The following is a 20,360-nucleotide window of genomic DNA, read 5'->3' as shown; positions in this document are numbered from 1 at the left end:
CCCAAATCCCCGAGCCGCGTTTTTGCTCCTGCGCGCTCACGACAGCACCTCCGCCGGCGCAGCGCTGAGGAACGCCGAATGCGTAAGTCCGCCACTCACGACGTCAACACCACCGCGCTAGCCGCATCCCACGACAGCCACAAAGTATCGTCCCAGTCGTAATGCGGCTCCGAGCTGCGCGCCACGTGCGTCTCCTGCACGCGCAGCACCGCGCCGGCCTCGGTCTGCACGTGGTAGATCGACACGTCGCCCAGATACGCGATGTCGCGCACCTTGCCGGCCACGGCGTTGTCGAAGCCTTCCGGCTTGGTCTCGTGCACGTCGATCTTCTCCGGCCGCACCGCGATCCCGACCGAGGTGCCTTCCGGCAACGGATCGGGATGGCGCGCCAGCAGTTCGCCGCCGACGCCGTCGCATTGGATGCGCAGGTCGCCGTCGCCGTCCTGGCCGAGCACGCGGCCTTCCAGCAGGTTGATGCCGCCGATGAATTCGGCGACGAAGCGCGTGGACGGATACTCGTACAACACCGCCGGGGTCGAGACCTGGACGATGCGGCCGGCGTCCATGACCGCGATGCGCGAGGACATGGTCATCGCTTCTTCCTGGTCGTGGGTGACCATGATGAAGGTGGTGCCGACGCGTTCCTGGATGCTGACCAACTCGAACTGGGTGTGCTCGCGCAGCTTTTTGTCCAGCGCGCCCAGCGGCTCGTCGAGCAGCAGCAGCTTGGGCTGCTTGGCCAGCGCGCGCGCCAGCGCCACGCGCTGGCGCTGGCCGCCGGAGAGCTGGTCGGGCTTGCGGTTGCCGAGCTGCGGCATGCGCACCAGTTCCAGCATCTGCTGCACGCGGTCTCGGATCTCGCCGGCGCCGGGCTTGGCGCCGCCGCTGGAATGCTTGAGGCCGAAGGCGATGTTCTGGGCCACGCTCATGTGCGGAAACAGCGCGTAGCTTTGGAACATCATATTGACCGGCCGCTGGTACGGCGGCAGGTCGGTGACGTCGATGCCGTCGATCAGCACGCGGCCGCGATCGGGCGATTCGAACCCGGCCAGCACCCGCAGCAGGGTGCTCTTGCCCGAGCCCGAGCCGCCGAGCAGGGCGAAGAATTCGCCGCGGTACACGTCGAGCGAGATGTCGTCGCAGGCGTAGACCTTGCCGAAGGTCTTGGTCACGCCTTCGATGCGCACGAACGGCTGCGCGGCGGGATCGCGCCAGGGTTCCAGCGCGGGGCTGCGGGCGGGAACGCTCACGCGCTCAGTGCCCGCTCTTGATGCTGGTCCAGGCGCGCACGCGCTGGCGCTGCACGTCCTCGGGCAGCGACTTGGGATCGACCAGCTTGGCGCGCACGGCCTCGGGCGGGTACACGCCCTGGTCCTGGGCGATGGCCGGATCGACCAGAGGCGCGGCGTCCTTGTTGGCGCTGGCGTAGGCGACGTGGTTGCTGATCGCTGCGGCGACCTTGGGATCGAGCAGGTAATCGATGAAGGCGTGGGCGTTGCCGATGTGCTTGCTGTCCTTGGGGATCGCGATCACGTCGACCCAGCGGATCGCGCCTTCCTTCGGAATCACGAAGCGCAGGTTCGGCGCCGGCTTGCCGGCCTTCTTGGCCGCGTCGAACGCGGCGGTGCTGGCCTGGGCGATGTCGCCGGAATAGCCCATCACGATGCAGGCGTCGCCGTTGGCGAAAGCGTCCTTGTATTCGGCGTTGTTGAAGGTGCGAACGAACGGGCGGATCGCGGCGTAGACCTTCTTGACCGCGTCGATCTCGTCGGCGGCGCCGGCGTTGGGATCGCGGCCGAGCCAGATCAGCGCCGCGCCGAAGGCTTCCTGATCGTCGTCGAGCACGGTGATGCCGCACTTGCCGAGCTTGGCCGCGTTGGCCGGATCGAACAGCAGCGACCACGAATCCAGCGGCGCGTTGTCGCCGAGCGCTTCCTTGATCTTGTCCAGGTTCAGGCCCAGGCCGGTGGTGCCCCACATGTACGGCACCAGATGCTCGTTGCCCGGATCGATCGAGGCGAGGTTCTGCAGCAACTGCGGATCCAGGTGGCTCCAGTTCGGCAGCTTGCTCTTGTCGAGCTTGGCGTACAGGCCGGCCTTGACCTGGCGCTGGGCGAACGGACGCGCCGAGGGGAACACCGCGTCGTAGCCCGAGGCGCCGGCGCTGAGCTTGCTTTCCAGGGTTTCGTTGGCGTCGTAGACGTCGTAGTTGACCTTGACGCCGCTGGCGGCTTCGAAGTTCTTGACCGTGTCGTCGGCGACGTAATCCGACCAGTTGTAGACGTTGAGCACCTTCTCCTCGGCGCCGGGCTTGGCGGCGGGGGCGTTGGCGTCGGCGGCGGGCTTGCCGCCGCAAGCGGCGAGCATGAGGACGGCGCAGGCGAGCGGGGCGAGGCGCAGGGTCACGGCGAATCTCCAGGAAAGCAGGCCCGCGGGCGGAGCGCGGGGCAGGGCGTAGGCGGGAATGTTCGAAGGCGGGCCGCGCGGTGTCAACGCGTCGGGGGATTTTCACGGCGTTTTCGTCGCGGGCGGCGTGGGCCTTCACGCGGCCGCGACGGTTTTGGGGCTGGGAGATAGCGGATAGGAGGTAGGAGGTAGGAGGTAGGAGGTAGAAGGTAGCGGAAGCGCGGCTTTGGCTATCTCCTACCTCCTATCCGCTATCTCCTGGCCCCATGCTGTATCGTCGCGCTCCGACCCGCCGGCCCCGCCCGGGCCGCCGGCCGTTCCAGCCGCCTCATCCGCCGCCGCCGCTTCGCCGCAACCAGCGTTTTTTCAGGGAGATTCCCCATGTCCGACCGCCGCCTCCACCCGCGCCCGCGCGCCTGCCGACTGCTGCTGGCCGCCGTTTTGGCCGTCACCGCGCCTTGGGCCGCCGCGCAGGACGCTGGCGACCGGGCCAGCGAGAGCGAGCGCGACTGGAACGTGCGCGGCGGCGTCACCTTGATGAGCGACTACATCTGGCGCGGCGTCTCCCAGACGCAGGAAGACCCGGCGCTGCAGGCCGAAATCAACCTGGAGCACCGCAGCGGCTTCTACGCCGGCCTGTGGGGTTCGAGCATCGACTTCACCGCGCCCGGCGAGGAAAACGACGGCGTCCACTACGAACTCGACGGCTATGTCGGCTGGGCCGGCGAACTGCGCCCGGGCCTGGACCTCGACGTGGTCCTGACCCGCGCCGCCTATCCTGGCGCCAAGCGCGGCTTCGACTACGACTACACCGAACTGGAAGGCACGCTGAGCTTCGCCGAGCACTACCACGTCGGTCTGGCCTATTCGCCGGACATCTTCGGCCTCGGCGGCAAGGGCTATTACTGGAACGTCGGCGGCGAATGGCCGCTGGGCGAGAGCGGCTTCGGGCTCAAGGTGCAGGTCGGCTACTACGACCTGCAAGACCCGCTCGGCGACAGCTACAACGACTACCTGCTGGCGGTGACCCGCGATTTCGGCCCGTTCCACGCCGAGCTGCAATACACCACCACCTCCAGCTACGGCCCGAATATTTCCGAAGGCCTGGACGACAAGAAGCTGGCCGACGACAAGGTCGCGGTGTCGGTGGGGTGGAAGTTCTGAGCCCGCGCGGCTTTCGACGTGGGTAGGAGCGGCGTAAGCCGCGACCGCGCCAAAACGACGACTGCGAAAGTTGCGTCGTAGCCGATTGCCGCGGTCGCAGCTCGCGCAGCTCCTACAGTCGGATACGAAACTAACCGAAGCCCCTGTAGGAGCTGCGCAAGCTGCGACCGCGCCATCGCGGTCACGACGAAAGTTTCGCCGTAGCTTTGTTGCCGCAATCGCGGCTCACGCCGCTCCTACAGCCGCAAACGATTCCAGCCGCAGCCCCTTGTAGGAGCGGCGCAAGCTGCGACCGCGCCATCGCGATCACGTCGAAAGCCCGTCGCAGCCGTCATGCCGCAGTCGCGGCTCACGCCGCTCCTACGCGCAGCGAACGAAGCCGCAGCCAGCGCTTCACTCTCCCAACGCATCCGCGCACGCCGCGCTCACCAACCCGCGCAACCACGCATTCGCTGGGTCCGCCTCGCTGTTCGCGTGCCAATACAAATGCAACTGCGCCGCCGGCAGCGCGAACGGCAGCTTGACCCGCGCCAGCCCGCCGTCCGGCGCGATCCGCGCGGCGAGGCTTTCGGGCAAGGTCAGCAGCGCGTCGGAGTGCGCGGCCACCGCGCAGGCGGCGTGATAGCTGCGGCAGCGCAGCGCGATGTCGCGCTGCAGGCCGAGGTTGAGCAGGGCCAGATCCTCGATCACCTGTCCGGTCGCGCGCGCCGACACCGCGACGTGGCGCGCTTGCAGGTACTGCTTCAGGCTCAAGCGCCGCGCCAGCGGATGATCGGCGCGCAGGACCACGCAGAACCCGTCCTGGAACAGCGGCCGATGCCGCACCGGATCGCGCACAGGCAGAGCCACGTCCACCGCCAGATCGACTTGCCCGGCGGCCAGTTCGCGGCCGAGGTCGCGGCGCGGCAGCGCCACGCTGGCCAAGGTCGCGCCCGGCGCCTGCGCGCGCAGCGCCCGCATCAGCGCGGGCAGCAGCACGGTCTCGGTCGCCTCGGGCATGCCGATACGGAACGACTGCCGGCTCGACGCCGGCTCGAAACGGTCGCGGTGCTGCAGCAGTTCGCGCAGCCGCGCCAGCGTTTCCAGCAGCGGCGGCGCGAGGCGCTGGCAGGCCGCGGTCGGGCTCATGCGGCGGCCGTCGCGCACGAACAGCGGGTCGTCGAACTGGCGCCGCAGCCGCGCCAGCGCATGGCTGACCGCCGACGGCGTCAGATACAGCGCCTGCGCGGCGAGGCTGAGATTGCGCTCGCGGGAGACCGCCTCGAACACCTTGAGCAGGTTGAGGTCGAGCTGCTCGCTACGGGCATGAATCTGGTTCATAGGCGAACGTTAGCAAAGATCACTTCATTCATGCCGGCCGCGCGCCTAGGATGAAGGCGGCCGGAGCGTCCCGGCGCCCGGAAGCCCTCCGCCATGGACTTCGCCCCCAGCGCGCGCAGCCAGGACTATCTGCGCCGCCTGCAAGCCTTCATCGACGAACACGTCGCCCCGTTCGACGCGCACTACCGGCGCGAGAACGCCGAACTCAACGCCGGCGCCGACTGGCGCCGCTGGCGCGTGCATCCGCGCATCGCCGAACTCAAGGCGTTGGCGCGCGAGGCCGGGCTGTGGAATCTGTTCCTGCCCGACGCCGAACTCGGCGCCGGCCTGTCGGTGCTCGACTACGCGCCGCTGGCCGAAGCGATGGGCCGCTACGAGTTCTGCGCCGAACTCTTCAACTGCAACGCGCCCGACACCGGCAACATGGAAGTGCTCTACCACTACGGCAGCGAACAGCAGAAAGCGCGCTGGCTGAAGCCGCTGCTGGACGGCGAGATCCGCTCGGTGTTCTGCATGACCGAGCCGGACGTGGCCTCGTCGGACGCGACCAACATGCGCGCGCAGATCCGCATCGAGGGCGACGAAATCGTCGTGGAAGGCCGCAAATGGTGGTCCACCGGCATCGGCCATCCCGACGCGCGGGTGGCGATCTTCATGGGCCTGACCGATCCCAATGCGGCGCCGCACGCGCGCCACGGCATGGCGCTGGTGCCGCTCGACGCGCCGGGCGTGCGGATCGAACGCATGCTGCCGACCTTCGGCGAATACGACCCGCCGTACGGCCACGGCGAGGTCAGTTTCGACCACGTGCGCCTGCCGCTGGACCACTTGATCCAAGGCCCGGGGCAGGGCTTCGCCATCGCCCAGGGCCGGCTCGGCCCGGGCCGCATCCACCACTGCATGCGCGCGATCGGCGCGGCCGAGCGGGCGCTGGAACTGATGATCCGCCGCGGCGCCGGGCGCGAGGCCTTCGGCCAACCGATCCTGCGCCTGGGCGGCAATCTGGAACGGGTGGCGCAGGCGCGCATGGCGATCGATCAGGCGCGCCTGCTGACCTTGTACGCTGCCTGGAAAATCGAGCGCTTCGGGGTGAAACAGGCGATGAGCGAAATCTCCGCGATCAAGGTGGTCGCGCCGAACATGCTGCAGGAGATCGTCGATCAGGCGATCCAGATCCACGGCGGCGCCGGCGTGTCCCACGACGCGCCGTTGACCGGCCTGTTCGTGCTGGCGCGCGCGCTGCGCATCGCCGACGGCCCCGACGAAGTGCATCGGGCGATGGTGGCGCGGGTGGAACTGGCGAAGTACGGCTTCGGCCGCAAGCAGGAGGCGGCATGAGCGCGCGGCCACGGGTCTTCGTCACCGGCGGCGCTTCGGGCCTGGGCCGCGCGCTGGCCGAAGGCTATGCGCGCGACGGCGCGCGGGTGCTGATCGGCGACGTCAACGCCGCGCGCGGCGAGGAAACCCTGGCGGCGTTGCGCGCGCTGAACGCCGAAGCCTATTACCTGCATTGCGACGTGACCCGCGAGGAAGACCTGCAAGCCGCGGCCGAATGGATGCAGGCGAACTGGGCCGGCGCCGATCTGGTGATCAACAACGCCGGCGTCGCCGACATGGGGCCGGTCGAATCGATGCCGCTGGCCGACTGGCAGTGGATGGTCGAGATCAACCTGCTCGGCGTGGTGCGCGGCTGCAAGGCCTTCATCCCGATGTTCAAGCGCCAGCGCGGCGGCGCTTTGCTCAACATCGCCTCGATGGCCGGGCTGGTGCATCCGCCGTTCGCCGGCGCCTACAACGCGACCAAGGCCGCGGTGGTGGCGCTGTCGGAAACGCTCAAGGCCGAGCTGGAACCCGACGGCGTGCAGGTCAGCGTCGCCTGTCCGGCGTTCTTCCGCACCAATCTCGGCGAAAGCCTGCGCACCCGCGATCCGCGTTTCGCGCGCTGGATGAAGAAGCTGGTGGCCGAGGCCAAGGTCGACGCCGATTGGGTCGCCGCGCGCATCCGCGAGGGCGTGGCGCGCGGCGAGTTCCGCATCCTCACCCATCCCGACGCCAAGCGGTTCTGGCTGCTCAAGCGCTTCCTGCCGTACCGCGCGTTCGAAGCGGCGATGCGCCGCGCGGGCGGGCGCGGGCGCACGCGCTCGCAGCCGGCGAGCGGGCCCGCATGAGCGCGGCGGGCGCGCGCGACGACGCGCGGCCGGTGCGCGCGGGCGAGGAACTCGACGCGGCCGCGGTCGACGCGTGGCTCAAGCCGCGTCTGCCGCATCTGCAAGGGCTGCCGGAAATCACCCAATACGCTGGAGGCGCGTCGAACTGGACGTATCGCCTGCATTACGCCAACGACGATCTGATCCTGCGCCGCCCGCCGGCCGGCAAGAAGGCCAAGTCGGCGCACGACATGGGCCGCGAGTTCCGCATCCAGCAAGCGCTGCGGCCGGTGTTCGCGTTCGTGCCGCGGATGTACGCGCACTGCGCCGACGAGGCGGTGATCGGCGCGGAGTTCTACGTGATGCAGCGGCTGGATGGGCTGATCCTGCGCAAGAACCCGCCGCCCGATTTCGAGTTGTCGCGCGAGCGCGTCGCCACGCTCGCCCACAACGTGCTCGACACCTTGATCGCGCTGCACCGGGTGGATTACCGCGCCGCCGGTCTGGACGGGCTCGCGCCGGGCGCCGGCTACGCGCAGCGGCAGATCGAGGGCTGGAGCAAGCGCTACAGCGACGCGCGCACCTGGAACGTTCCGCGCGGCGACAAGATCATGGCCTGGCTGCGCGAGAACCTGCCGCGCGAAGAAACCATCCGCCTGACCCACAACGATTTCCGCTTCGACAACGTGGTGCTCGACCGCGCCGATCCGACCCGGGTGATCGGCGTGCTCGACTGGGAACTGGCCACGCTCGGCGATCCGCTGATGGACGTGGGCAATTTGCTGGCCTACTGGGTCCAGGCCGACGACGACTTCATCGCCCGCGACACCCGCCGCCAGCCCACCCATTTGCCCGGCATGCCGACCCGGCGCGAGGCGATGGACTACTACAGCGAGCGCACCGGCTGGCGGCCGCGCAGCTGGGCGTTTTACGAGGTGTACGGGCTGTTCCGGCTCTCGGCCATCGCCCAGCAAATCTATTACCGCTATCACCACGGCCAGACCCGCAACCCGGCGTTCAAGCGCTTCTGGCTATCGGTGAACTACCTGCATTGGCGCTGCCGCCGCGCGATCGCGCGCGAGGGGCGCGGCGCATGACCACGACGCTGCATCTGATCCGCCACGGCCAAGCCGCGTTCGGTTCCGACGATTACGACCGCTTGAGCGAGCTCGGCCGCGAACAGTCGCGCCTGCTCGGTGCGGCGCTGGCGCCGTTGGCGGGCGAGGGCGATCTGGCTATTTGCGGTGGCATGCGCCGTCATCGCGAAACCGCCGAGGAATGTCTGGGCGCGATGGCGTCGCCGCAGGCGGAGTCCGCCGCGAGGGCGAGCGGCGCGATGGCCCCGACTTGCGACGAACGCTGGAACGAATTCGACCACGTCCAGATCCTCGCCCGTCATCGTCCCGAATACGCCGACCACGCGCGCCTGCGCGCCGACCTCAAGGCCGAAAACGATCCGCACCGCGCCTTCCAAACCCTGTTCGCCGCGGCGATGCAGCGTTGGGCCGGCGGCGAATTCGACCGCGACTACGACGAGCCCTGGCCCGCGTTCCGCGCGCGCTGCCTCGCCGCCGCGCAGGCCGCGGCCGATGCCGCCGGCGGCGCGCGCAACGTCTGGATCTTCACCTCCGGCGGTCCCATCGCGGCGATAACCCAAGCGCTGCTCGACGCGCCGCAAGCGCAGGCGCTGCGCCTGAGCTGGACCCTGGTCAACGCCAGCCACACCCAGGTGCACGCCGCCCGCGGCGGCCTGCGCCTGTCCACCTTCAACGGCCACGCGCACCTGTACGCGCGCGACGGCCTGATCACTTACCGCTGAGGGCCGTCCGTCATGCGCAAGCGCATCCTCATCACCGGCGCCAGCTCGGGCCTGGGCCGCGGCATGGCCCGCGAATTCGCCCGCGCCGGCCGCGATCTGGCGCTGTGCGCGCGGCGCGTCGACCGGCTCGAGGCGCTCAAGGCCGAACTCGAAGCCGAACACCCCGGCATCCGCGTCGCCCTGCGCAGCCTGGACGTGACCGATCACGCCGCGGTGTTCCGCGTGTTCGGCGAACTGCGCGACGAACTCGGCGGCCTCGACCGGGTCGTGGTCAACGCCGGCATCGGCCAGGGCGCGCCGGTGGGCAAGGGGCAGTTCGCGCTGAACCGCGCCATCGTCGAAACCAACTTCCTCGCCGCGTTGGCGCAGTGCGAAGCGGCGATGGAGATCTTCCGCGCCGCGGGCCAGGGCCACCTGGTGCTGATTTCCTCGATGAGCGCGATGCGCGGCCTGCGCGGCGGCTTGACCGCCTACGCCGCGAGCAAGGCCGGCGTCGCCGCGCTGGCCGAGGGCATCCGCACCGACATGCTGCGCAAGCCTTCGATCCGGGTCAGCACGATCTTCCCCGGCTACATCCGCACCGAAATGAACGACGGCGCGCCGGCGGCGCACACGCCTTTCATCATCGACGAGGCGACCGGCTGCCGCTTGCTGGCGCGGGCGATCGAGACGGAGAAGAACAAGGCCTACGTGCCGTGGTGGCCGTGGGCGCTGGTGGGGTGGTGGATGAAGCGGGCGCCGTTGAGTTGGGTGGCTAAGCTCAACTGACGACGGGGGTAGCGTCGTAGTTGCGTTGTCGCGGTCGCGGCTCGCGCCGCTCCTACAGTCGGAAACGAACCATCCGCAGCCCCTGTAGAGCGGCGCGAGCCGCGACCGCGACAACCCAACTACGGCGAATCTTTCCAACGCTCGGCGCCCGCGCGAACTGCGTCCTTACGCCTTCCCGCTGCCGCAACACTCCGCCGCCAAATCCTCCAAAATCGGACAATCCGGCCGATCGTCGCCATGGCATTTGCGCGCCAACTCCTCCAGCGTGCGCTGCATGGTCTGCATCTCGCGCACCTTCTCGGCCAGCTCCGCGGCGTGATCCAGCGCCAGCCGCTTGACCTCGGCGCTCTCGCGCGAGCGGTTGTCCCACAAGCCCAGCAAGGTTTCGATCTGCTTGATCGAAAACCCCAGCGAGCGCGAGCGCTTGATGAAGCGCAGCCGGTGCAGGTCGGCGTCGCTGTAGAGGCGGTAGCCGGCGACGCTGCGGCCGGCTTCGGGAATCAGGCGGATGCTCTCGTAATGGCGGATCATCTTCGCGCTGACGCCGCTGAGCTGCGCGGCCTCGCCGATGTTGTGCAGGCCTTCGGCCTTGGCCTGGGCCAGTTCGGGGGCGGACAGAGGGCGGTTCATCGGCTTGGAACTCCTGAAGGTGGGCGCGGCGGCGTTCATGCCGGCCTCCAGCGACGCAGCAACAAGGTATTGCCGAGCACGCTGACGCTGGAAAACGCCATCGCCGCGGCGGCGAACACCGGATCGAGCAGGCCGAACGCGGCCAGCGGGATGCCGACGACGTTGTAGCCGAAGGCCCAGAACAGATTCTGGCGGATCTTGCGCGTGGTGCGGCGGGAAATGGCGATGGCGTCGGCGACCAAGGCCGGCTCCGTACGCATCAAGGTGATGCCGGCGGCCTGCATCGCGACATCCGTGCCGCTGCCCATGGCGATGCCGACGTCGGCCGCGGCCAGCGCGGGCGCGTCGTTGACGCCGTCGCCGACCATCGCCACCGCGCCGCCCTGGGCGAGATCGGTCACCGCGGCGGCCTTTTGCTCGGGCAACACGTCCGAACGCACGTCGTCGATGCCGAGCTGTTGCGCCACCGCGTTGGCGGCGCCGGCGTGGTCGCCGGAGATCATCGCCGTGCGCAGGCCGAGCGCGTGCAAGCGCGCGATCGCGGCGCGCGCGCCGGGGCGCGGGGCGTCGCGGAAGGCGAGCAGGCCGAGCACTTGCGGCGCCGCGCCCAGGCGCTCGCGCGCCAGCCACGACACGCTGTGGCCGCGTCCGGCCAGCTCCTGCGCCTGCGCGCGCAGCGCGCCGAACTCGGCGCTGGCCTCTTCGAGCATGCGCGTGCTGCCCAGCGCCAGCGCCTCGCCGGCGACGTTGCCGCGCACGCCGCGTCCCGGCACCGCGCGCACCTGCGCGGCGGAGGCGACGACGACGTTTTCGCTCGCGGCCGCGTTCAACACCGCCTGGGCCAGCGGATGTTCGCTGCCCGATTGCAGCGCGGCGGCGCGCGCCAGCAGGCCGCCGCGGTCGCCGTCGCCGGCGATCCATTCGGCCAGCACCGGCTTGCCCTCGGTCAGCGTGCCGGTCTTGTCGAAGGCGACGATGCCGATGCGGTGCGCGTTCTCCAGCGCTTCGGCGTCCTTGATCAGAATGCCGTGGCGCGCGGCCACGCCGGTGCCGGCCATGATCGCGGTCGGCGTGGCCAGCCCGAGCGCGCAGGGGCAGGCGATCACCAGCACCGCGACCGCGTGCAGCAGCGCTTGGCTCCAATCGCCGCTGTAGACGCCCCAGCCGATCAAGGTCAGCAAGGCCAGGCCGATCACCACCGGCACGAACACCGCGCTGACCCGGTCGACCAGACGCTGGATCGGCGCCTTCTTGGCCTGCGCGTCCTCGACCAGCCGGATGATCCGCGCCAGCGCGCTTTCCGCGCCGACGGCGAGGGTTTCCACCACGATCCGGCCTTCGCCGTTGACCGCGCCGCCGGTGACCTTGTCGCCTTCGCCGCGCGCCACCGGCAGCGATTCGCCGGTGATCAGCGATTCGTCGGCGTGGGTGCGGCCCTCGCGGATGCGGCCGTCGGCGGGAATGCGCTCGCCCGGCAGCACCACGACCAGATCGCCGACGCGCAACTGGGCGATGGCGATCTCGCGTTCGACGCCGTCTTGCAGCACCCGCGCCCGCGCCGGCCGCAGCGCCTGCAGCGCGCGGATCGCGGCCGTGGTCTGGCGCTTGGCCCGCGCTTCCAGCCACTTGCCGAGCAGGATCAGGGTGACGATCGCGGCCGAGGTCTCGAAGTACAGCGCCATCGTTTCGCCGCGCAGCAGGTGGTACAGGCTCAGGCCGTAACCGGCGCTGGTGCCGAGCGCGACCAGCAGGTCCATGTTGCCGCTGCCGGCGCGCAGCGCGGCCCAGCCAGCGCGGTAGAAACGCCAGCCGAGCCAGAACTGCACCGGCGTGGCGAGGGCGAACTGGACCCAGCCCGGCAGCATCCAATGCTTGCCGAACAGCAGGCCGATCATCGGCGCGACCAGCGGCAAGGTCAGCGCGGCCGCGATCAGCAGGTGGCGGGTTTGGCGCGACAGCGCGGCCTGGGCCTGGGCTTCGCGCGCGTCGAGGTGGCCGGCGTGGGCGGCCTCGCCGCCGCCGGCCGGGCCGTCGTGCGCGGGCGAACCGCCGCCGCCGTCGCCCGGGCCGTCGCCGCCCGGCAGGCGGGCCTGATAGCCGGCGCGGGCGACCGCTTCGATCAGCGTCGCCGGTTCGACGCCGCCGAGCGCCTCGACGCGGGCGCGCTCGGTCGCCAGATTGACCGTGGCGGCGATCACACCGGGCACCGCGCGCAGGGCCTTCTCGATCCGCCCCACGCAGGAGCCGCAGGTCATGCCGGTCACTTCCAGCGTGGTCTCGCGGGTCGGCACGGTGTAGCCGGCGGCGGTCACCGCGGCGACGATCTCGGCCGGACTCAGCGCGCCGGAATGGGCGACCTCGGCGCTCTCGGTGGCCAGATTGACCGTGGCCTCGGCGACCCCGGGCAGGGCGCGCAAGGCTTTCTCGATGCGGCCCACGCAGGAGCCGCAGGTCATGCCGGTCACGTCGAAACGCAGACGCTGCAGGGCGGGGTTGGGTACGGCGGTAGCGCTCATGGGGGACTCCCGTTTGGCTCGATGCCGCACAGGGTGTGGGTTCCCATGATGGTAAGGTCAAGGTTGGGTGCGCGGTGTGAGATCGGCGCCGGTAAATCGTTCAGTCGCACCGGCTGAGACGGCCCGGCCCCAGGCTGGCCAATGCCACAATCGCCCCCATCTCGGGACTCTCCCCGCATCGCCGCCGCCGGCAGGCCGCCGCTCATGGTGCTAGACGCCTTCCATCCCGCCATCGCCGCCTGGTTCCGCGCCGCGTTCCCGGCGCCGACCCGCGCGCAGGAGTTGGCCTGGCCGAACATCCGCGCCGGCCGCAACACCCTGGTCGCCGCGCCGACCGGTTCGGGCAAGACCCTGACCGCGTTCCTCGCCGCGATCGACGCGCTGGTGCGCGAAGGCCTGGAGCAGGGGCTGCGCGACGAAACCCAGGTGGTCTACGTCTCGCCGCTGAAGGCGCTGTCCAACGACATCCATCTGAACCTGGAAGCGCCGCTGGCCGGCATCGCCGAACAGCTGCGGCGCCTGGGCCTGCCCGATCCCGGCATCCGCACCGCGGTGCGCACCGGCGACACGCCGGCCGGCGAGCGTACCGCGATGCGCAAGCGCCCGCCGCACATCCTGGTGACCACGCCCGAATCGCTGTACGTGCTGCTCGGCTCCGAATCGGGGCGGGCGATGCTGTCCACGGTGCGTTCGGTGATCGTCGACGAAATCCACGCCGTGGCCGACGACAAGCGCGGCAGCCACCTGAGCCTGAGCCTGGAACGCCTGCGCGAATTGTGCGCGGCGCCGCCGGTGCGGATCGGCCTGTCGGCGACGCAAAAGCCCATCGACGAAGTCGCGCGCTTCTTGGTCGGCAGCGACGCGGTCGCCGCCGACGGCACGCCCGATTGCGCCATCGTCGACATCGGCTACGACAAGCGCCGCGATCTGGCCCTGGAACTGCCCGGCTCGCCGCTGAGCGCGGTGATGTCGCACGACCAATGGGACGAGGTGTACGCGCGGCTGGCCGAACTGGTCGAGCAGCACCGCACCACCTTGGTGTTCGTCAACACCCGGCGCATGGCCGAGCGCGCGGCCAAGCATCTGGCCGACAAGCTCGGCAAGGACGCCGTCGCCGCGCATCACGGCAGCCTGTCGCGCGAACTGCGCCTGGACGCCGAGCAGCGGCTCAAGCGCGGGCAACTGCGGGTATTGGTCGCGACCGCGTCGCTGGAGCTCGGCATCGACATCGGCGACGTCGATCTGGTCTGCCAGCTCGGCTCGCCGCGCGCCATCGCCGCGTTCTTGCAACGCGTCGGCCGCGCCGGCCATCACGTCGGCGGCGTGCCCAAGGGGCGGCTGTTCCCGTCCTCGCGCGACGACTTGGTCGAATGCGCGGCGCTGCTCGACAGCGTGCGCCGCGGCGAACTCGACGCGTTGCGCATCCCGCCGGCGCCGCTGGACGTGCTGGCCCAGCAGATCGTCGCCGAGGCGGCGATGCGCGATTGCGGCGAGGACGAGCTGTTCGCCTGCGTGCGCCGCGCCTGGCCTTACGCGCGCCTGGAGCGCAAGCACTTCGACCAGATCGTGCGCATGCTCGCCGACGGTTTCACCACCCGGCGCGGGCCGCGCGCGGCGTACCTGCATCGCGACGCCGTGCACGGGCGCGTGCGCGCGCGGCGCGGCGCGCGCATGACCGCGGTGATGTCGGGCGGCACCATCCCCGACACCGGCGATTACGCCGTGGTGCTGGAGCCCGAGGCGCAGGTGATCGGCAGCGTCAACGAGGACTTCGCGGTCGAAAGCCTCGGCGGCGACGTGTTCCAGCTCGGCAACGCCAGCTACCGCATTCTGCGGGTCGAGCCGGGCCGGGTGCGGGTGGAAGACGCGCAAGGCCTGCCGCCGAACATTCCGTTCTGGCTCGGCGAGGCGCCGGGCCGCAGCGACGAACTCTCGCACAGCGTTTCGCGCCTGCGCGCGGCCGCCGATGCCGCGTTCCAGCGCGCCGACGACAACGCCGGCGCGGCGCGCGCGCTCGCGCAGGAGTTCGCGCTCGATTCCGCCAGCGCGCTGCAGTTGGCCGATTACCTCGGCCGCACCCGTCACGCGCTGGGTCTGGTGCCGACGCAGGACACCCTCGTGTTCGAGCGTTTCTTCGACGAGTCCGGCGGCACCCAACTCGTCATCCATTCGCCGTACGGCAGCCGCGTCAACAAGGCCTGGGGATTGGCGCTGCGCAAGCGCTTCTGCCGCAAGTTCAATTTCGAGCTGCAGGCGGCGGCGACCGAGGACGCGATCGTGCTGTCGCTGTCGACCAGCCACAGCTTCCCGCTTGAGGACGTGGCGCGCTATCTGCATTCGGCCTCGGCCTTAGACGTATTGATCCAGGCCTTGCTCGACGCGCCGCTGTTCGGCGCGCGCTGGCGCTGGGTCGCGACCACGGCGCTGGCGCTGCCGCGCTTCGTCGGCGGCAAGAAGGTCGCGCCGCAGTTGCAGCGGATGAAGAGCGAGGATCTGCTGGCGACGGTATTTCCCGATCAGGTCGCCTGCGCCGAGAATCTGGCCGGCGAGCGCGAGGTGCCGGAGCATCCGCTGGTCGAACAGACCCTGCACGATTGCTTGTATGAGGCGATGGACAGCGAAGGCTGGCTGCGCATGCTGCGGCGCCTGGAGGCCGGCGAAATCCGCGTGGTCGGCCGCGACGTCACCGGGCCGTCGCCGATCGCCGCCGAGGCGCTCAACGCCAAGCCGTACGCTTTCCTCGACGACGCGCCGATCGAAGAGCGCCGCACCCAGGCGGTGATGGCGCGGCGCTACGGCGACGCCGACAGCGCCGACGATCTCGGCCGGCTCGATCCGCAGGCGATCGAGGCCGTGCGCGAGGAAGCGTGGCCGGAAGTGCGCGACGCCGACGAAATGCACGAGGCCTTGATGGGCCTGGGCTTCGTTACCGCGGGCGAGGCCGAGGCGCACGGCTGGGAGGGTTGGCTGTGCGCGCTGGCCGACGCCGGGCGCGCGACCGCGCTGCGCCTGCGCGCGGACGACGCGGCCGCGGCGTGGTGGGTCGCCACCGAAAGCTTGCCGCAGGCGTTGGCGCTGTTTCCGCAGGCTCAGGCCGAACCGGCGGTCGAGGTGCCGGAGGAGTACGCGCGAACCCAGTGGAGCGCCGAAGCGGCGTTGATCGAAACGCTGCGCTCGCGCCTGACCGCGCTGGGCCCGACCACGGCCGCGACGCTCGCCGGCGACGCGCGGCGCGAGCCGGGCGAGGTGGAACTGGCGCTGCTGCGGCTGGAGTCGGAAGGCTACGTGATGCGCGGCCGGTTCGAGCCCGACAGTCTGCTCGGCGGCGACGAACAATGGTGCGAGCGGCATTTGCTCGCGCGTATCCATCGCTACACGGTCGGGCGCCTGCGCCGCGAGATCGAACCGGTGGCGCCGCGCGATTACGCGCGCTTCCTGTTCGACTGGCAAAAGCTGTCGCGGCGTTCGCGCATGAGCGGCCCGCAGGCGCTGCAAGCGGTGCTGGAGCAGCTCGAAGGCTTCGAGGCGCCGGCTTCGGTCTGGGAAAGCGAGTTGCTGCCGGCGCGCATCGGCGACTACGAATCCGGTTGGCTCGACGAACTGTGTTCGGCCGGGCGGGTGACCTGGGCGCGCCTGCGGCCGAACAATGCGGCCGCGAACGCCGAGCCGGCCGCGCCGCAGGGCGTGCCGAGCGTGCGCCAAACGCCCATCGTGCTGCTGCCGCGGCGCGCATTGGCGGATTGGCAATGGGCCGCGGGCCGCAACGCCGATCCGGCGCCGGTGTCCTCGCGCGCGCAACGCGTGCTCGATGCGCTGGCCGCGCGCGGCGCTTCGTTCTTCGACGAACTCGAACGCTCCGCGCACTTGCTGCGCACCGAACTGGAAGAGGCGCTGGGCGAACTGGTGGTGCGCGGCCGCATCACCTGCGACAGCTACGCCGGCCTGCGCGCGCTGCTGGTGCCGCCGTCCAAGCGCGCCGCCAGCCACGGCCAGCGCCGTCGCCGGGCGATGCTGACCGATCTGCAGGACGCCGGACGTTGGTCGCTGACACGGCCGGAAGATTCCGCCCAGGCCGACGCGGCGCAGGCCGCCGAATCGGTCGAACACATCGCCTGGCGCTTGCTCGAACGCTACGGCGTGGTGTTCTGGCGCCTGATCCAGCGCGAAGCCGCGTGGCTGCCGCCGTGGCGCGATCTGCTGCGCGTCTACCGGCGGCTGGAAGCGCGCGGCGAAATCCGCGGCGGCCGCTTCGTCAGCGGCATGACCGGCGAGCAATACGCGCTGCCCGATGCGGTCAGCGCGTTGCGGCAGGCGCGTTCGCGCGAACACGACGGCGAAATCGTCTGCGTGTCGGCGGCCGATCCGCTCAACCTCACCGGCAGCGTGCTGGCCGGCGCCAAGGTGCCGCGCATTCCCGGCGCGCGCATCGCCTTCCGCGACGGCGTCGCGGTGGCGAGCCTGTTGGCGGGGCAGGTGGAGTGGATCGAATCCTTGCCCGCCGATGCGCAACGCGAGATCCAGCGTTTGCTGCTGCGCCGTCCGGACAGCGTCGCCGCGGCCGCGGACTCGCGCATCGACGAAGTCATGCGCAATTTGGGGCTCGGCGCGCGCTGAGGCGACCGGCGGCGGCGCCTGAGCGATTCAGCGCCAAAGCGCGACGCAGTTCCGCCGAAGCGGAAGAAATCGTAAAACCAGCGCCATGTCATGCGCGCAATCGTTCCTGGCGGCGCGATTCATCGTATTCGCGGCGATTCTCGCGTCGCGTTGGCGCGCGCGAAACTGAATCCGAAAACAATGCGGCCGCGCGAAATCGACGCGCTCTTCGCGCCGCGCGGTGGCAAGGTGGTTCCCGGGGACCGTGAACGAGCGAATGCGCCAACGCGCACGCACCGCCGACGATGCGTTCGCCCCATCGTTACGCCGCATTCGCACACCGTTTCTGCCGCGCCGGGTCGGTGCTCGCGCCGCAGCCTTCGAGGAAACGCAATGCGCCTGGACTCTCCGCACACGCTGTCGACCCGCCGCGCCGCCGTCATCGCGGGCCGAACCACCGCCGCGACGACGCGCCTGTCGCCCGACGCGGTCGATCTGGACTCGGAATTGAGCTATTGGCGCGCGCATTACCGCGTGCTGTTCGGCCGTCCGGGCCTGCGCTTCAGCGATTACGAGCCCGCGGTCAAGCTCGGCCTGGACGCCTACGTCCGCGCTCAGATCGAGGACCGTCCGCAGGCCGAGGACGAACTGCGCGACCGCTATCGCCGCGTGCACGGCGCTTCGCGCCTGGATTGGAACGACGCGCGCGCCGTGGCGGAAGCGGCCTGCGAACGCTTGCAGCGCGAGCGCGGCCGCCGATGAACCTCATGCGCCGCAGTTTCGAGCGCGGCGCCAAGGCGGCTTCGCGCTTCACCGGGCACCCGCTGTGCTTCGGCTTGGCGGTGCTGGTGGTCTTGGTATGGGTGGTGTCGGGGCCGATATTCGGTTTCAGCGACACTTGGCAACTGGTGATCAACACCGGCACCACCATCGTCACGTTCCTGATGGTGTTTTTGATCCAGAACTCGCAGAACCGCGACGCCGCGGCGGTGCAGATCAAGCTCGACGAGCTGATCCGCGCCACCCGCGCGGCCGAGAACGCGCTGCTGGACCTGGAAGAGCTCGACGAGGACTCGTTGGAGCGTTTCCGCAAGCGTTATGAGGATCTAGCCTGCAAGGCGCGCGACGAGGCGAAGCGCCGACGCGACGATGGCGGCGATGAGGTCGAGGCGGAGCTCGAACGCACCGACGACGAGCTGCGGGCGGAGCTGGATCGGCGCGACGAGGAGCGCAGGTCGAAAGACCCGGGCGACGGAAAAGCCCGCCCGAAACGTTAGTGCTTTCGCCTCTTTGCGGCAGGCGAACAACCGGCCCGACGCCGCGCTTGGATTTGCGATCCGGTCCGCGACATCGGGCCCGATGCCTGGCGTCCTCCCATCTGCATCGTTTCGGCGACCGTGACGCCGCGCGCATGAACCCGCCACTTCGCGTTAACGCTCCGATTCTGATCGCTTAACCGCGCGGCCGCTAGCGTGGGTTGCGACAACGCGACGCCGATGCGCTCGCGCCGTCGATCCACGAGCCGTGCGCGGTTCGCCCCAGCATCGGCCGCCGAGCGCGGCCCGCATCAGCGGAGACCCACCATGTCACGCGGCGACAAGTCGTCCTACACCGACAAGCAGAAACGTCAGGCCCAGCACATCGAAGAAGGCTATCGCAAGGAAGGCGTGCCCAAGGAGGAAGCGCAGGAGCGCGCCTGGCGCACGGTCAATAAGCAAGACCACGGCGGCAAGAAGTCCGGCTCGGGACGCAAGGATCATCATTGAAGCGACCCGCGCCCGGCCCGTACCGCTCGCCCGCAACGCCTTCCGCAGCGCAGTGCTGCCACTTTCGGAGGAACGCCTCATGAAAACCGTCTTCATCGCCGTCGCCGCGCTCGGTTTGGCTCTCGCCGGCGGCGCCCATGCGCAAACGGCCGGCACCCGCGCCGACGGCGCGCAGGATCCGGCCGCCGCGGCGGCCAGCAACGATTCGCAGCAGCCGGTCAGCGACACCTGGATCACCACCAAGGTCAAGACCGAGTTGATGGCGACCAACGGCGTGCCGGGCACCGACATCAAGGTCGAGACCGTCAACGGTGTGGTCAAGCTGTCGGGCAGCGTCGACAAGACCCAGGCCGACAAGGCCGCGTCCATCGCGCGCAACATCGACGGCGTCAAGAAGGTGGACACCACCGGCTTGATGGCCTCGCATTCGCGCAAGTAAACCGCGCCGCCGCGCGGGCCGGCAGTGAGCGATGAACGCACGCCGCAGCCGCGCCCGCGCCGCCGCGGCGTGGCGCCACCGACACTCGGGAGGTTCCATGACTCAGCTCGCCGACCGCGTTTACCGCGACGCCGCCGAGATCGAGCGGCTCACGGCCTTGGTCGCGGGATTGCCGGACGAAGGATTGGTCGATCTGCAACTGATCGACGGAAGCTGGCGCGCGGCGGTGGTGACCACGCGTCCCAGTTTGCAGACCTTCCTAGATCCCGAGGGCAACGAAGGCGTCAACGCCGTGGTCCGCATCGACGATCCCACGACGGGGCGCAGCGATTACTTATGGATCGACGAAATCGCGCGGATCCGTCCGGTGCATTCGGCGGAGCGAAAGTTCACCGATTGAGCCGGGCCGATTGAGCGGGACCGATTGAACCGGCTCGGTCCGCGCGGACCTGCGAAACCCATCACGACAGCGCGCCGCGAGCGCGCGGGAGCGACCGCATGCCTACCTGCGACGTCTGCGGAAATGCCTACGACAAAGCCTTCACCGTGACCATGCCCGACCGGTCCGGCACCTTCGATTCGTTCGAATGCGCCATCCACGCGCTGGCGCCGCGTTGCGCGCATTGCGACTGCCGCATCGTCGGCCACGGCGTCGAGCACGACGGCCGGTTCTATTGCTGCGCCCATTGTGCCCAGCACGACGGCGTGCGCGGCGCGCGCGACCGGGTCTGAGCGCCCGGCCACAGGCCGGCGCGGTGAGGAAACGTGAACCAAGGCCGGTGGCCGCTCGGT

At 70.0% G+C, this 20,360-nt stretch carries 18 protein-coding genes; 13 read left to right on the top strand and 5 right to left on the bottom strand.

All coding sequences use genetic code 11. The features are described 5' to 3' along the window. Positions 1-95: 95 nt before the first annotated feature. Both J5226_RS17960 and J5226_RS17955 read right to left on the bottom strand, forming a co-directional pair. A complete protein-coding gene (locus tag J5226_RS17960; protein ID WP_215835792.1) occupies positions 96-1,250 on the bottom strand; it encodes an ABC transporter ATP-binding protein in 1,155 nt (384 codons plus the stop codon). 4 nt (positions 1,251-1,254) lie between these two features. Continuing rightward, a complete protein-coding gene (locus J5226_RS17955; protein ID WP_215835791.1) occupies positions 1,255-2,406 on the bottom strand; it encodes a polyamine ABC transporter substrate-binding protein in 1,152 nt (383 codons plus the stop codon). A 381-nt stretch (positions 2,407-2,787) separates the two neighbouring features. Here J5226_RS17955 and J5226_RS17950 point away from each other — a divergent pair, with 381 nt between their 5' ends. Next, complete coding sequence (locus J5226_RS17950) at positions 2,788-3,570, top strand: TorF family putative porin (protein WP_215835790.1); 783 nt, start codon at positions 2,788-2,790, stop codon at positions 3,568-3,570. 393 nt (positions 3,571-3,963) lie between these two features. Here the strand turns inward: J5226_RS17950 and J5226_RS17945 are convergent, their stop codons facing one another. Then, the gene (locus tag J5226_RS17945) at positions 3,964-4,890 is read right to left on the bottom strand and encodes a LysR family transcriptional regulator (RefSeq protein ID WP_215835789.1); all 927 of its coding nucleotides are present in this window, start codon (positions 4,888-4,890) and stop codon (positions 3,964-3,966) included. A gap of 93 nt (positions 4,891-4,983) precedes the next feature. Here J5226_RS17945 and J5226_RS17940 point away from each other — a divergent pair, with 93 nt between their 5' ends. From J5226_RS17940 to J5226_RS17920, 5 genes are read left to right on the top strand one after another with little or no spacing between them, the layout of a single operon-like run. Next, a complete protein-coding gene (locus J5226_RS17940) occupies positions 4,984-6,228 on the top strand; it encodes an acyl-CoA dehydrogenase family protein (RefSeq protein WP_215835788.1) in 1,245 nt (414 codons plus the stop codon). Then, a complete protein-coding gene (locus tag J5226_RS17935) occupies positions 6,225-7,058 on the top strand; it encodes an SDR family oxidoreductase (protein ID WP_215835787.1) in 834 nt (277 codons plus the stop codon). Before J5226_RS17940 ends, J5226_RS17935 begins: the two co-directional genes overlap by 4 nt. Continuing rightward, positions 7,055-8,134 carry a phosphotransferase family protein gene (locus J5226_RS17930; protein WP_215835786.1) on the top strand — a complete coding sequence of 360 codons (1,080 nt, stop codon included), beginning with the start codon at positions 7,055-7,057 and terminating at the stop codon, positions 8,132-8,134. The genes J5226_RS17935 and J5226_RS17930 overlap by 4 nt, the downstream gene beginning before the upstream one ends. Next, a complete protein-coding gene (locus J5226_RS17925; RefSeq protein ID WP_215835785.1) occupies positions 8,131-8,856 on the top strand; it encodes a histidine phosphatase family protein in 726 nt (241 codons plus the stop codon). Before J5226_RS17930 ends, J5226_RS17925 begins: the two co-directional genes overlap by 4 nt. 12 nt (positions 8,857-8,868) lie before the next feature. Further along, a complete protein-coding gene (locus J5226_RS17920; RefSeq protein WP_215835784.1) occupies positions 8,869-9,624 on the top strand; it encodes an SDR family oxidoreductase in 756 nt (251 codons plus the stop codon). Between the two features lie 165 nt (positions 9,625-9,789). Here the strand turns inward: J5226_RS17920 and cueR are convergent, their stop codons facing one another. Together cueR and J5226_RS17910 are read right to left on the bottom strand one after the other, a co-directional pair. After that, positions 9,790-10,254: a Cu(I)-responsive transcriptional regulator gene (gene cueR / locus J5226_RS17915; RefSeq protein WP_215835783.1), complete on the bottom strand. Its 465-nt coding sequence runs from the start codon at positions 10,252-10,254 to the stop codon at positions 9,790-9,792. 35 nt (positions 10,255-10,289) lie between these two features. Further along, positions 10,290-12,770, bottom strand: coding sequence for a heavy metal translocating P-type ATPase (locus tag J5226_RS17910; RefSeq protein WP_215835782.1), 2,481 nt, complete (start codon positions 12,768-12,770; stop codon positions 10,290-10,292). Positions 12,771-12,974: 204 nt separating this feature from the next. Here J5226_RS17910 and J5226_RS17905 point away from each other — a divergent pair, with 204 nt between their 5' ends. The 7 genes from J5226_RS17905 (at position 12,975) to J5226_RS17875 (ending at position 20,300) form a co-directional block, all read left to right on the top strand. Next, on the top strand, positions 12,975-17,384 hold the full coding sequence (locus J5226_RS17905; protein ID WP_215835781.1) for a DEAD/DEAH box helicase: 4,410 nt from the start codon (positions 12,975-12,977) through the stop codon (positions 17,382-17,384). A 372-nt stretch (positions 17,385-17,756) separates the two neighbouring features. Further along, positions 17,757-18,125: a hypothetical protein gene (locus J5226_RS17900; RefSeq protein WP_215835780.1), complete on the top strand. Its 369-nt coding sequence runs from the start codon at positions 17,757-17,759 to the stop codon at positions 18,123-18,125. Between the two features lie 5 nt (positions 18,126-18,130). After that, positions 18,131-18,640 carry a low affinity iron permease family protein gene (locus J5226_RS17895; RefSeq protein WP_215835779.1) on the top strand — a complete coding sequence of 170 codons (510 nt, stop codon included), beginning with the start codon at positions 18,131-18,133 and terminating at the stop codon, positions 18,638-18,640. Positions 18,641-18,946: 306 nt separating this feature from the next. After that, on the top strand, positions 18,947-19,129 hold the full coding sequence (locus tag J5226_RS17890) for a hypothetical protein (protein ID WP_215835778.1): 183 nt from the start codon (positions 18,947-18,949) through the stop codon (positions 19,127-19,129). Positions 19,130-19,208: 79 nt separating this feature from the next. Next, positions 19,209-19,568 (top strand): BON domain-containing protein, encoded by a 360-nt coding sequence (locus tag J5226_RS17885; RefSeq protein WP_215835777.1) that lies wholly within the window; start codon positions 19,209-19,211, stop codon positions 19,566-19,568. Between the two features lie 97 nt (positions 19,569-19,665). Further along, a complete protein-coding gene (locus tag J5226_RS17880; protein WP_215835776.1) occupies positions 19,666-19,968 on the top strand; it encodes a DUF3247 family protein in 303 nt (100 codons plus the stop codon). Between the two features lie 98 nt (positions 19,969-20,066). After that, a complete protein-coding gene (locus J5226_RS17875) occupies positions 20,067-20,300 on the top strand; it encodes a hypothetical protein (RefSeq protein ID WP_215835775.1) in 234 nt (77 codons plus the stop codon). Positions 20,301-20,360: the final 60 nt, after the last annotated feature.

Origin of the sequence: Lysobacter sp. K5869 (assembly GCF_018847975.1) — a bacterium.
Classification (GTDB): Bacteria; Pseudomonadota; Gammaproteobacteria; order Xanthomonadales; family Xanthomonadaceae; genus Lysobacter.
This window is presented reverse-complemented; position numbering and strand designations above follow the sequence as displayed.